The sequence below is a fragment of the Bradyrhizobium sp. Ec3.3 genome (assembly GCF_000472925.1).
Lineage (GTDB): Bacteria > Pseudomonadota > Alphaproteobacteria > Rhizobiales > Xanthobacteraceae > Bradyrhizobium.
Genome location: NZ_AXAS01000045.1, coordinates 20,716 through 33,255 on the forward strand (window position 1 = coordinate 20,716; position 12,540 = coordinate 33,255).

Sequence of the window (12,540 nt, forward strand, 5' to 3'; positions counted from 1 at the left end):
CTCACACGGTACACTCATGCCATAGTGAACTGTTAGGCAGCTATCAAGTCACGCCAAAATCGAACAAGGAAGTAAGAAGTCTGCCACGCAGCCGTCTTTTGGCGCGGCGGATCGTCGGATTTACGACGAGGCATCTCTGAGCTGCAGAGACGAGATCCACTCCAAACCTCCCATTTACGAGTCCAGCTAGCTGGCACGGTTGTTGCCAACCGTTGAATGTCAAACTAACAGGACAAAACAATGTTGCGATTATCCGCGGTCATGCTGCTCGCGCTCCTGCTTCTCCAACCAGCGTTTGGCGAGCAGACCAACACTCTTATGCCACGCAACCTCGGTGGCACGCCAATGACTAAGTTTGCTGGAAACTGGTCTAATGAGGATCGGAGCACCGGCATCATTACACGCATATTTGTCGACCAGCAGTTCGACAAAGCGCTTGTTCATGCGTGGAGCAGATGTCGTCCTACCGACTGCGATTTGGGTATTGCGCGGACGCCGAGTTTCGAGGCCTACTATGGAAGCCTAGAAGTTAAATGGCACTCTAGGTCCTCAGTGATACGCGCAAACTTGGCGCTCGTAAGAGGTGATCGATTGCAAGTAAGAACGAAAGTTCACTTCACCGACGACTCCGGCAGATCGGATTATACTTTCGTTGACTATTTTATCCGAGTACCCGAGGAGGCCTACCGCAAGAGTGCATACTCGCCAGCCACCATCCTCAATACCGCAGGTTCATTGTTTGGATCAAAAAGAGCGGCGGATGTGTCCTTGCTTCCGAATAACTTATGTCCCTCTGTTTGAAGAGGCTTGCTCGCTTTCGTGTAAATTCGGCTCCAGCCCAACAGCGATAGCATCGAGGCCAGAGCTCTATAATCCATCAGCTTGTTTTGTTGCTCACTCATAGTAGGCGGAGCTTAAGACCGGCGATGGATTGTGGGCATCGGATTTAGGCGAGGACGCTGGCGCTAAGGCTGCTCAGGATTGTTCACAAAGAGACTTCGTCGGTTCGACGCTGGCGAGCACTCTTGCAGCCGGGCAGCCAGAAGAGAGCTCTTGGCAGCACTTGGAAGACGATTTTTTACGTCACCGCTGGTGTTGATTCTACAGCGATCGCGAACAAGGCCCTGCTCCAGGCAAGGGACAGCAACCATTGCAGTCATCAACTCTAAAGAAGTATTGTGATGCCCAGTCGCCTTGGTATACGATCTATCCAACGGTATCACAGTTCGCCGCTGAGGTCGGTGTCGAGGCCTGTGAGAAATGGCTAAGGCGCCTACCGTCCCACGAGCCTGTATCGCTCTATTTACATATTCCGTTCTGCCGATCGATTTGCCGGTATTTGGTTTGCCAACCGCCATGACCCTGCAGGATGGGCCGATCCTCGATTATTTGGCGGTGCTGCGCGAAGAGATCCGTTTGGTCGCCGAGCACCAAAAGAGCTACCGATGATCGCAGTGTTGATCTCGATGGATGATCCCGACGGGAATATTACCCTGGCCAAGGGCCAAGCGCGGCCCAAGGCACCCGATGGGAGGGTGCGTTTACGTTCCCTTCAGAAGGCGTTCGCAGTCCCTTGCTCGCGCGCTTAATGAATTCGCCAAACGCTCTGTGACGGCGTTGCCCAATCCCTCTTGTGCGCGCGCGGATCTCGGTCACTAGCCCGTCATATTCATCAGCGGATTATTGAGGGGCTGGCGAGCGTGGCGTAAGCCGCTGAGGTGGCGTAGGATTCGGTTGCTGACACCCACCCTCCGCGCATCCGGGCCGCCGCCACACTCGCCATGACCGACAATACGAGTCTGCCGTTCTCATTTCCAGCCGTTTCCCGCAAGAAGATCACAGCCGCGTTTGACGGCGGCAGGCTGACGTCGGATGGCGGCGTCATGCTTCTGGCCATGGCGGACCAGCGCCTCGGCTTGGCCGCGAAGTTGTCCTGCGTATTCCCCGAGCGGCGCGATCCGGGACGCATCGTGCACAGCCTTGGGGATATGATCCGCGCCCGCATCTTCGCCATCGCGTGCGGCTACGAGGATGGCAATGATCTCGATCGGTTACGCGGCGATCCGGCGTTCAAGCTGGCCTGCGGCCGGCTGCCGGACACTGGCCGTGATCTGTGTTCGCAGCCGACGCTATCGCACCTAGAGAATGCACCACACCTGCGTGAGGTGATCCGGCTGAGCTATGCGCTGGTTGACCTATGGATGGACAGCTACGCGCGAGCGCCGAGCGCAATCACGCTCGACATCGACGACACGGTCGACGTGGTGCATGGCCGTCAGCAACTCTCGCTGTTCAATGCCCATTATGACGAACACTGCTTCCTGCCGATCCACGTCTACGACACTGAGCACAGCCGGCCTGTTGCGGTCATGCTGCGCCCCGGCAAGACGCCGAGCGGCATCGAGGTGCGAGCACATCTGCGCCGCCTGGTTCGGCGCATTCGGCGGCGCTGGCCCGATACGCGTATCACCTTCCGCGGCGACAGCCATTACGCCTGCCCCGAGGCGATGACTTTTTGCGAGCAAAACGGCATCGATTACGTCTTCGCGCTGGCCGGCACCAAGCCGCTCGCCAGAAAGGTCGACGAGGTCTGCGATGCTGTTCGAACCAAACGTGCGGTCGAGAACAAGATCGTGGTTCGCGGCTACACCGAGACCCGCCACGCGGCAGGTTCCTGGCATCGTGAGCGCCGCGTCATCGCCCGCATCGAGGCAACCCAACAAGGGCTCGACATCCGCTACGTCGTCACCAGCCTGAATATCGGCTCGGCCGAGTGGATCTATGATAGCCTCTACTGCGCACGCGGACAGGCCGAGAACCTGATCAAGCTGCACAAGACCCAGCTCGCCTCCGATCGCACCAGCTGCCGCTCGGCGCTCGCCAACCAGGTCCGCCTCGTCTTCCACACCGCCGCCTATTGGCTCATCCTCGCCGTGCGCGACGCCATCCCGAAGCCGCGTGATCTGGCAACCGCCGAATTCAACACCATCAGGCTCAGACTTCTCAAGATCGCAGCCCGTGTCATCGAGACCGCCAGCCGCGTCCGTCTGGCCTTCGCTGCAGCTTGCCCCGACGCCGACCTGTTCCGCGGCTTGGCGAACGCTCTGGTCCCGCAAGCGCCCTGACGCGCGGGGCATGAGCCCCGGTCATCCCCGCCGCCGTCCTCCAACGCGTTCACGAAGTCCGGTCGAAAAGCGGCGAAAAAGCCGTAGCGTTCGCGCGCGCCTTCACCCACGACCGGAAATGTTCCAGCAGCCCGCCCGGCAGTCATGAATAAGACGGGCTAGATCCGGAATCTGCTCGGCCATGGCGATTAGGTTAGCAATTAGTTTGTCCGAATCAGCGCGCGTTTCGTGCGCGAACTTTTGCCATCGGCGCAAGCCGATCTGGCTAAGCTTGTATTCACCGCCAACTTTCATCGCGAGCTTGATCTTCAGCAAGTCAACATCGTCGTAGGGAAGATCAACGAACGACGAGAACGTAGCCAAATTCGGCTGGCGTATTGCGAAAGACGATCTAGCGAACATCTCCGACCATATGCCAATCGCGCGAAGAAGCGCGGCTATCGTGACGAGCCCGATATTCACGAAACGTGATCGCACGGGGATACGTTTCAAGTTGCTCGAGGCTTCTCGGCTTAGAAGCATTCGGTACTGCCGATCCGTAGTGGTGACTTGCTATCGATGATGCTCACGTTGAGCCTGCGCGGCTTCCACAGACCGCAAGCTGATCGGCGAAGTGATAATCAACGTTCAGCGCTTGGCCACTGCGCACGCTGATCTCCCTCATCATGGGGACTACCGCGAGCCTGGCGCAACCGAGGCCGACTGTCTACTACTGGCTGCGGTCGTCCATTCTGTTCGAGCCGAGGACGTCCGGTAGAGCAGTCAAGCGCTCGCGATTGTCCAGGCGTTTGGCACGTATTCTCAAATTGGACTGGTTCTTCCTTGCTTTCTGATAAATCATTCTTGCAGACATGCCTCACGATCATCTCAATGCGCATGTCCAGCAGGAGACTCAAAATTCAAGAAGCGTGAATTACATCGCAGCATTGTCACGCCGCTACATTAGGATTGCATTAATTAATTGCAAAGATGGAACCGATGCATCGGTTCCCGCCACGAAATGAATTGGACGAGGAGACTATCGATCATGATTACGAGTCCGGCAACGATTTATGTGGTTGATGATGATGAGCAGATCAGGAGCTCTCTTGAAACTTTATGCCAGAATGCTGGGATTCGAGTGAGGTTGTTTGCTTCGATTGACGAATTGGCGATAGAGGACTTCTTTCACGGCCCGTCTTGTCTGGTGCTGGACGTTCGCTTTCCCGGCACATCTCCGACGGGCTTAGACCTGCAGCGCACTCTCCACGAGTCAGGGGTCTCGATTCCTATCGTCTTTATCAGCGCCGTTTCGGATGTTCGGATCTCGGTGGAAGCGATGAAACGTGGTGCGGTGGATTTCCTGCCCAAGCCGTTCCGCGAGCAGGAATTTCTCGATGCGGTGCGGGTTGGCATCGAATTCGACCGAAAGCGACTTGAGCGCGAACACGCTGTGCGCGAAGCGCGACGACGCGTCGAGGGGCTCACGGCACGGGAGCGCGACATCTTACCATTGGTTGCGGACGGATTGCTCGCCAAGCAGATCGCGGTCAGGCTGAATGTCAGCGAGGTGACGGTGAAGGTTAATCGTGCGCGGATGATGAGAAAACTGGAGCTTCGTTCACCTGTCGAGGTGGTTAGGCTCGTCGACAGCATGAGGACAGACGTTACAACGGCACGTCCAAGCATCCTCAAATCAAACGTAATTCACCTCCATACGCGATCGAAAGCGGCAAATCTCGACAGCAGCTCCGCATTCACTCTACGATGATCGACCACGCTCTTTCGGACGACGCATGCATGCCTAAAGTACCGGCTCTGCGCCGCCACTATGCACGAAAGGAGCTCGAGAGATGCACCTGGTGAGACGCGCGGCCGCCTGGCGGCCACGCGGCCGATTTTTGGCTGCTCAAGTAAGACGACAAACTCATTAGCCTGTCGGCGAAGTTCGTGGGCCACCATCGCAGGGCTGCGTGGCTGCCGTCGAGACCACGGTTACGTGCACGCCGCGCCGCTGCACGCCTTCCAGGAACCGGCGGAAGTTGCCGTCCCCTGGGGCACTCCTGGGCCAAGCGAACGCAGATTTGGGGGGAGTGTGAGAGCACGCCTTAGGCCAAAGATCGCGTCCGACAGGGACCGCAGCCAACGATTGGCCTCAAGATCAAGGCGGCAAAGTTGGCGCGGCATGCGCCCAACTATGGTTCGTTGCTGCGTCTCGAATAGGCATGTCTAATTTTGCGGGACTTACGCCAAGCACACTCACCTCGCCTCGGCGGCGATTTCAATCAGCGCTGCAGCCGTCCATGTCGCTCGAACGCGTAGATCGGATTGATGCCGCAATAGGCGTTTGTGCCGGATGCGCTGGTCATACACTGGCCATAGGTCGAGAACTGGCAATTGCCCGGATAGCCCCAACTACGTCCCTGAAGGCAATAGAGGTCCTGCGGAGCGGGGGGCATGCGGCTCCCATCCCGTGGAGCGGCGGTGGAACGCGGTCCAGGACCGACGATGAAGGAAAGCGCTAGCGCAAGAATGCAAAGGTAACGCATGAGAGTCTAGCCTCCGTTGAGTCTTGCCGAGGATAGCGGATCCGCACGGCATGGTTTGATCTTAGTCAACGGCAAACAGCCCGCCGCGGTCGCTGCCAGGACACTGTCCGAGAAGAGGTCACAATCGCACACGAAAGCTCTCGTTGGCGTTCGCTGGCTGCGGGATCTGCTTTTCGATGAGACGCGCGCAATATTCCTGCCGTTTCGGCGACGAAATCGCATTTTTGCTGCGTCATGCGAGCGTTCGCGCTGCGGACCGGCGAAGCTCGGGTATGGACAGGACAGCCAGCAATGCCGAATTGGTTTCGGTGGTCGAACCGTCGGTCAACAAGGCTCGATCCCACGACTTGTCTGATCGGTCACGCCCACGTGCTCAAACAGGGCGGATGTCCCTCTCTATCGGAGCTGCGGGAGGATCGGAATGTCTTGGCACTCGTCACACTTGATGTCGGCCTCGGCCCTCGTCTAAATTGAGTGACTTCAATATGGAGATACAGCAGTGGCAATCGGTACTGTGAAGTGGTTCAACCCGACCAAGGGATATGGGTTTATCGAACCGGAAGATGGGGGGCCTGACATCTTCGTGCACGTTAGTGCCGTTGAAAAGGCTGGCCACACTGGCCTGGCGGAGGGCTCCCGAATTAGCTACGAGCCTAAGACCGGTCGTTCTGGGAAACTTTCCGCTGAAAATCTCCGCGTTGGATAGGATCTTCAAAAGGACTTCGTAGACCGAATTGATCCGCGGTGTGTGGCTCTCGATCATCGCAAGGAAATAGCTCACGCGCGGTGCCCTGAGGCCGAGCCCTGTCCAGGAACGTAATTGTGACATCGATTTAAACCTTCCGGCGGTTCTGTCTTTGCAGTCAAGTTTGCGCCGCAAGTCTCAGCCGGAAGACGAGCGGGGCTTCAACTTGCTTTCGCCACGCAAGTTTAGCGATCGGACGTGGAGCGTAACGCTCGTTTCGCTCCAACGAGCACCCGGTACTCCGGATGTTGCGCGAACTGCGCAAGGCGCCATACAGCGGCCACGCCAACACTGCGGCTTAGATGGATCGCCCGGTCATTGCCAACGTAGACGGCGACATGAGCTCCCCAGGCGCTTTGGCTCTTGTTGAAGAGTAGGAGGTCTAGCGGGCGGTATTCGTCGACGGAGATCGTATATGCCGTATCCTCCCAAAGATTACTTGATCGCAGCTTGGGAACGTGTCGCCCGAAGTGCCGCAGCAGTTCGTAGGCGAAGTTCTGGCAATTTGCCCCGCTTCCAATGTCTGGCAGAGTCGGCGAATTCGGATCATGGGCGGTGTCGTAGCGTATCCGCCAAAATCGTTCGGGAATCTCAGGGTCAATATCGATGGTGCACATGCTCGTAGGCGCCTCAATGAAAAAAAGGAGATTCCGCTGCGTGACATTCAATCGACGATTGGCCCTGACTATTCGCTGACCCGCCGCTGCGCGATCCGAGAGCTGACCTTCAGGGTGGAGAAACGTTCCTCACTCGATAACGATAATTTGGAATCCATTGCTATGGAACAACGACGCCTGCGAATTTGCACGTCCAAATTTGGCATTTGTGATGCGAAAGATTGAATGCTCGGGAATGTAGATGCTACAAATTACCTCACGCAAGGATAGCTTAGAATGGCAGACCCGGTACGGCCCGTGCCGTCACGAGCGACAGGCGATCCTCTGGACCGCGCAAAGCTGCTGGCCGAGAAGCTGGCGGCGGTGCTTATGGATGAAGATGTTTCCGACGCAACCTTGGCAATTGCATTTCTGACGGGCGGCGTCGTCAATCACCACGCCCGCGATGCCGCCGCGGCTCATGAGCTGTTGGACAAGATCCGCCAGCTTGAAGACCGGCTGCTGGCAAGGACGATGGAGGCTGGTCCGCGTACGCTGCAGTGATGTTTGTTCGATGCGCGCGGCAATTTAGCGGGGCAATTCACGAGCATGGGTGAGGCGCGTCCTCACCCATGCGCAAGCCGCCGCGGCGTTATTGATTCACGCTAGCTCAATGAAATCGGAATGCGCTTAACTATCGCAGAAAGAAACAGACCGCTAGCGAATCAAGCGGTATATATCACCAGCAGACCCGCATGTGTTTGGTGTTTTATGAACGAGGATTTCTATCGGGCTCGGGCCTCCTTGGTCCGCGACATCGCTGAGCAAGCTGATCCGTTTACCAAGCAACGTCTCTTGAAGCTTGCCGATCAATATGAGGTCAGGGCAGGCAACCCGTCACGCGCTTCACGCTCCATAGCGCGACCCATTCCGCTTCCGCCTACGCAGCCACGTGGTAAGGCGTGACCGGCTATTCGCGACTAACGAGCGGCGCATCAGGACGCGCATCGAACCCGAAACTATCTCAGTCACGGGAAAGCCGACGCTCGCTGGGTGGGAATTCAAAAGCAAAAACTGAATGAAGCCCAGACTTCCGACGCCCTAGGCAGATTTGCGCTGGCTTGCCGACGGTTTTTTGGACACTGCTGCCTTCTTCGGCTTCTTGCCTTCAATCGGCAGCAGCATCTCCTTCTGGTCGCTCGCTGCCTTGCACGGCTTCTTCGCTGATTTCGCCGGAGCCGCTTCCTGCCCAACACTGCGGCGCAGCGCTTCCATCAGATCGACGACGTTCTCGCCGCGCGTCGGTGTGATGGGCTTGCCTGCACACTTGCTGTTGATGAGGTCGATGAGGGCCGTCTCATAGTGATCCTCGAACTTGTTCGGCTCGAAACGAGCCTGCTTCTGGTTCACGATGTGCTTCGCGGCCGCAGACCAGCCGGGGAAGCGCTGAGCCCGAAAAACGCCGGGTCACAGGGCGCGAGGAAGTCGGCATCCGAACTGTCAAGGGATAGGCGAGACGCCTCGGCCTTGTCCAGCCCGCCATCCTCGCCTAGAACACGCCCCAACCGCACGGGGCATCCCCGATTTGGCGCCTTCAGGAGAGGTGGCAGAGTGGTTGAATGCACCGCACTCGAAATGCGGCATAGGTGCAAGCCTATCGGGGGTTCGAATCCCTCCCTCTCCGCCAGCAATGACGTGTTTTCAATGACTTACACGACGGTCTGGTACCTGTCCCCTAATCAATCCCCTTTTCGTGCGGCCCGCCGGAACCCCTCTTCGGCCTCGTCGGCTTCGCATCGGAGATACATTGCGTGGTCACCGTAACCGCTATGACCAACCCGGCAAATATCGACGTGGCGTCAATCGCGCGAGGTGCCGGCTGCGAGTCGTTGCGTTCTTCGGGCCCGCCGTCCGATTGGCGGCGCAGGTCCTCGACCACCCTTCAGCGCGAACGTCTCTTTGGACCGGGCGGCGTGAATCGCGCCCGTCCCGATGTCAGATTTTACAAAAAAGAAAATTTGAAAATTGTGGCCGTGCGTTTTGCGCGCGCTACGGCTTCAGCATCGCCTGCATCAATCCAGTAATGCTTCTGCCTATGGAGTCGCCTTATCATTCGAAGTCGGCTGATCGTTGTTGTTGACGTGTCGTCTAACTAATAAATTGGCGTGTTTTTTTTCGAGAGCACTCACAACAGCATTCAGCAAAACATCTCCTCTGTTAGTGATCGTATAATCACACAATGATCTAGCGACCCTGGCGGTAGCAGCAGCAAACAAAATTACGTTCGGGCGGATCCTATCAGTGCTCGGAGCTGCAAAAATAGATTCTGCCAAAACAAAACCCGCTGCAGCGTGGGCGTTGGCCTCTTTATTAAACTCCGTCAGGGCGATCTCTCGCGCACGCTCGTACCCGCTCAATACGACATCTACCGGTTTGATAAACTTGTTCGCTTCCTCACTGTTTGGAAAATCAAAATAATGGACTTTGCACATCGACAGCGGTCGCTTCAAGTTTTCGGTGTCAGCTGGACGCCATACATTGGAAATGATAATATCGAAGGGGGTTATCTGCATTGCGTCCGTTGCCTCCTTAGTCGAAGACGCTGTGACCACGGAAATCTTCAGCTTCTCCAAGATGCCGACGATTGTGTTGTTGAATGGATTGTTTGGCTTACTTTTTGACCATCCATCATCGACCCAAAGTATACGCGATTCAACAATCGCTGGAGCAACTCTCGAGGCGCGAACAATAGCGACTTGTGCCAGCTTTTCATCAAAGGAGTCTTCGGACGATTTTGCCAGCCGTTGCAAATCGTTCGTTGCTTGGTCAATTGTCTCCCGCTGGAACTTGAAGCCAAAGAGCTCGCCGCCAGACAACGAGAACAACCAGTCTTCAACGAAATCTCTGTCGTGCAAAGCCCAGCCTATAAGGACCACCAAAGCTAAGGCTTTCAGCAATTGCGAGAAGCCTGTTAGGAAATTTGACGAGCCGTCTGCTTTACGTGGTGCTGAAGCAGCATGCGCTTCGTGCTTTCGATTAGCGTCCGCTTTCATGAAAGTGGCCCCCAGCCCAAAGACGTGAGCAACACGAGCAAATGCCCTTTTAGGGTGACTATACCAAAGCGCGTGTTCGCAGGTAAGGATTGTGGATTGAAATTGAACCTGGAGCGCGACTTGACCTGAACTACTGCTCTTGCCCCTCAATGATGCCCGAGGCAAAGTAAAGTAATTTTGTTGACACAGAGGCGGCCTCTTTGCGGTCATTGCCCGCAGGAGGCGTCACTCGGCGCCGCGAGCTGATTTGGGATCGAGATGATCCTGCATGACCGACCGTGACCTGGGCACTGAGTAAGATCAGGGCGCTCCTGCAAAAGACGGTCGCCAATGGCTGTCCCGTGGAAGAGGCGTTGGCAGCGCATGCGAAGGCGCAAGCCCTCATCGACAAGTATCAGGTAGGCCACGAGGAGCTTTACGGCACCGGGCCGGGACCACGATCGCGGAAACCCCAACCCGAGCCCGCCGAGCCGAAACAAGAGCAACAGCCAGAGCCCAAAAAAATCCGCTGGCATCGGCGTGCGGTTTCCATTTAAGGCCGCGAGATCGCCGTCGGCATCCTGTTGATCGTGGCGGTGCTGTGGGGCAAGTCGGTGGTTACCGGCGTGAGCGGGCTGTTCAAGCCTTCGCAGGTCGGAGAAGCGTCGAAGGACAATGTGGCGCCGCCGTGGACAGCGTCAGGGCGGCAGCCACCGCCGCAACAGCAACAGATACCGCCCGCTATCAGCGTACCAGCGGCGGATCAGATATTCCCGCAGGCAAGCCAGGAAGCTGCCTCTAGCGAAGGACGCTTCCTAGTCTCCGTGTCTTCGCAGCTGACCGAGACTGAGGCACAGGCCTCGTTCCAGGCGATGCAGAAAAAGTATCCAGACCAGCTCGGCTCGCGCTCGCCCGTCATCAAGCGGTACGACGCAAAGAATGGTGTGTACTATCGTGCGATGGTCGGCCCCTTCGCATCGCGTGAAGGGGCCACGCGCTTTTGCGACAATTACGAGGCCGTCGGTGGCCAGTGCCTCGGCGTGCTGCCGGCCTCCAGCGTGGCTACTGGCGCCCCTGCCCCGGAGCCGATCGCCCCCGTGGCGCAGCGCGTCGTGCTCTATGACGAGGATCCGTCCGATCCCAAGGGCAAGCATTATGTCGGCTCGGTGGTCTGGCGCGCCGAGCCGATCAAGGCGTCTGGCAACCAGCGGCCCGACATTGCCGTACGCGCCGACATCGACATCCCCGACCGCAAGTTCAAGATGACGATGTCGTTCCGCCGCAACACCGATTCATCGCTGCCGGCGAGCCACACCGCGGAGCTGACCTTCATCCTGCCGCAGGACTTTTCCGGCGGCGGCGTCGCCAACGTCCCCGGCATCCTGATGAGGTCGAACCTCCAGGCGCGCGGCACGCTGCTTGCGGGCCTTGCGGTGAAGGTCGCCGACGGCTTCTTCCTGGTCGGCCTCTCCAACGTCGGTGCCAACCGCGCGCAACATCGAGCTTTTGGAGGAGCGCTCCTGGTTCGACATACCGCTGGTCTACGCCAACCAGCGTCGTGCCATCATCGCGATCGAAAAGGGCGCACCGGGTGAACGCGCGTTCAAGGATGCCTTCGCCGCATGGGGAGAATAGCCGTTTGGCACAGGACATAGCCGAGGGTCCAACTGCTAAGACGCTTTACCGGTTTCCGGAACTAGTACCTTCAGGGTGCCCCGCTGGCGACGCAAAATGCTCGACCGACCAAGAAGGGTGATCCATTGGATAAGGCCCTTCAACCATGGCGATCATAAAACCTCGTTTGAACTCCGATAGAATTTCTGGCTGTAGCGTGTTACTGGAATATCCGCCCGAGTGCGAACAATGCGACGAATGAGGTTTTCAATTATGTGCGTTGCTCTGGCACTCTGGGTGCTGGTCTTTGGCCTGTTGATGCAGCGTGTGTTCGCGCAAGAGAAGCCACAAACGATGCGACAGTTTTGCGGCTTGGAAATGAAGCCATACCCTTGTCCGCCGTCCTGGCCGTATTGTGGTTATGAAATTACATCCCCTTGCCCCAGCTGGTGGCTAAGAGACGACAAGAACAAGCCCCGCGAGGAAAAGCGCGATCTCCCTGATCTCCTCCGCCGTCACCGATGATGAGCTCTTGCATCCTGTTGCGGAGATGAATGATTGCACTCAAATCCTTGGCGGCGTGATGGATCTGTCTGCCGCTCGATCTTATGGACCGGATCTGCAACGATCCGTGTAAGTCTACGCTTAAGTCCAATAGCGGACGGATTTCGGACGGCGCGAAGGTTCTTGAGACCATCGACCATTCCCGCAACGTCTCTTTGGACCCGGCGACGCGAATCGCGCCCGCCCCAATGGCGGATTTTTTTAAAATAAAAAATCAACCGGGGGCTGGAGCGTCTCGGTCCGTGTCACCGGCGCCGGCTTTAAGGGAATCCAGTATCGGCCGCGGACGTTGAGGTTGAAGTACGCGCCTTTCAACCGCGCGGCGAGCCCGCGCGA

At 57.4% G+C, this 12,540-nt stretch carries 11 protein-coding genes, 1 tRNA gene and 5 pseudogenes; 10 read left to right on the forward strand and 7 right to left on the reverse strand.

All coding sequences use genetic code 11. From position 1 onward, the window contains the following. Positions 1 to 249: 249 nt before the first annotated feature. The gene (locus YUU_RS0132415) at positions 250 to 444 is read right to left on the reverse strand and encodes a hypothetical protein (RefSeq protein WP_027526088.1); all 195 of its coding nucleotides are present in this window, start codon (positions 442 to 444) and stop codon (positions 250 to 252) included. A 706-nt stretch (positions 445 to 1,150) separates the two neighbouring features. Here YUU_RS0132415 and YUU_RS61545 point away from each other — a divergent pair. Beyond that, positions 1,151 to 1,428, forward strand: a pseudogene (locus tag YUU_RS61545) (coproporphyrinogen III oxidase); the annotation flags it as partial. Between the two features lie 353 nt (positions 1,429 to 1,781). Continuing rightward, positions 1,782 to 3,125 carry an IS1380 family transposase gene (locus YUU_RS0132430; RefSeq protein ID WP_027526090.1) on the forward strand — a complete coding sequence of 448 codons (1,344 nt, stop codon included), beginning with the start codon at positions 1,782 to 1,784 and terminating at the stop codon, positions 3,123 to 3,125. Between the two features lie 102 nt (positions 3,126 to 3,227). Here YUU_RS0132430 and YUU_RS60445 read toward each other — a convergent pair whose 3' ends face one another. After that, positions 3,228 to 3,617: a hypothetical protein gene (locus YUU_RS60445; RefSeq protein WP_198031865.1), complete on the reverse strand. Its 390-nt coding sequence runs from the start codon at positions 3,615 to 3,617 to the stop codon at positions 3,228 to 3,230. Positions 3,618 to 4,152: 535 nt separating this feature from the next. Here YUU_RS60445 and YUU_RS52485 point away from each other — a divergent pair. Next, entirely contained in the window at positions 4,153 to 4,875 is a 723-nt protein-coding gene (locus YUU_RS52485) for a response regulator transcription factor (protein ID WP_084801655.1), read from the forward strand. Between the two features lie 101 nt (positions 4,876 to 4,976). Here YUU_RS52485 and YUU_RS61550 read toward each other — a convergent pair. Continuing rightward, positions 4,977 to 5,157 (reverse strand): annotated as a pseudogene (locus YUU_RS61550) (NYN domain-containing protein); the annotation flags it as partial. Between the two features lie 232 nt (positions 5,158 to 5,389). Continuing rightward, complete coding sequence (locus tag YUU_RS52490; RefSeq protein WP_035663993.1) at positions 5,390 to 5,653, reverse strand: DUF3551 domain-containing protein; 264 nt, start codon at positions 5,651 to 5,653, stop codon at positions 5,390 to 5,392. Between the two features lie 499 nt (positions 5,654 to 6,152). Between YUU_RS52490 and YUU_RS56935 the strand changes: the two genes are divergently transcribed. After that, on the forward strand, positions 6,153 to 6,359 hold the full coding sequence (locus tag YUU_RS56935; RefSeq protein WP_084801647.1) for a cold-shock protein: 207 nt from the start codon (positions 6,153 to 6,155) through the stop codon (positions 6,357 to 6,359). A 224-nt stretch (positions 6,360 to 6,583) separates the two neighbouring features. On the opposite strand, the gene YUU_RS62830 is transcribed toward YUU_RS56935, so the two are convergent. Next, positions 6,584 to 6,967 (reverse strand): NlpC/P60 family protein, encoded by a 384-nt coding sequence (locus tag YUU_RS62830; protein ID WP_371260530.1) that lies wholly within the window; start codon positions 6,965 to 6,967, stop codon positions 6,584 to 6,586. Between YUU_RS62830 and YUU_RS61555 the strand changes: the two genes are divergently transcribed. Both YUU_RS61555 and YUU_RS0132460 read left to right on the forward strand, forming a co-directional pair. Then, entirely contained in the window at positions 6,857 to 7,240 is a 384-nt protein-coding gene (locus YUU_RS61555; RefSeq protein WP_245288163.1) for a hypothetical protein, read from the forward strand. The two genes, YUU_RS62830 and YUU_RS61555, sit on opposite strands and share 111 nt — an antisense overlap. 51 nt (positions 7,241 to 7,291) lie before the next feature. After that, a complete protein-coding gene (locus tag YUU_RS0132460) occupies positions 7,292 to 7,558 on the forward strand; it encodes a hypothetical protein (RefSeq protein WP_156944621.1) in 267 nt (88 codons plus the stop codon). 537 nt (positions 7,559 to 8,095) lie between these two features. Here YUU_RS0132460 and YUU_RS0132465 read toward each other — a convergent pair. Beyond that, positions 8,096 to 8,416, reverse strand: a pseudogene (locus tag YUU_RS0132465) (Ku protein); the annotation flags it as partial. Between the two features lie 175 nt (positions 8,417 to 8,591). On the opposite strand from YUU_RS0132465, the gene YUU_RS0132470 reads away from it, so the two are divergent. Further along, a tRNA-Ser gene (locus YUU_RS0132470) sits at positions 8,592 to 8,681 on the forward strand. 406 nt (positions 8,682 to 9,087) lie between these two features. Here YUU_RS0132470 and YUU_RS0132475 read toward each other — a convergent pair. Continuing rightward, complete coding sequence (locus YUU_RS0132475) at positions 9,088 to 10,047, reverse strand: hypothetical protein (RefSeq protein WP_156944622.1); 960 nt, start codon at positions 10,045 to 10,047, stop codon at positions 9,088 to 9,090. A gap of 278 nt (positions 10,048 to 10,325) precedes the next feature. Between YUU_RS0132475 and YUU_RS56945 the strand changes: the two genes are divergently transcribed. The 3 genes and pseudogenes from YUU_RS56945 to YUU_RS52495 form a co-directional block, all read left to right on the forward strand. Next, positions 10,326 to 10,583: a DUF2786 domain-containing protein gene (locus tag YUU_RS56945; protein ID WP_084801649.1), complete on the forward strand. Its 258-nt coding sequence runs from the start codon at positions 10,326 to 10,328 to the stop codon at positions 10,581 to 10,583. A gap of 267 nt (positions 10,584 to 10,850) precedes the next feature. Further along, positions 10,851 to 11,030 (forward strand): annotated as a pseudogene (locus YUU_RS62440) (SPOR domain-containing protein); the annotation flags it as partial. Positions 11,031 to 11,111: 81 nt separating this feature from the next. Beyond that, positions 11,112 to 11,661: pseudogene (locus tag YUU_RS52495) on the forward strand (hypothetical protein); the annotation flags it as partial. Between the last annotated feature and the right edge of the window lie 879 nt (positions 11,662 to 12,540).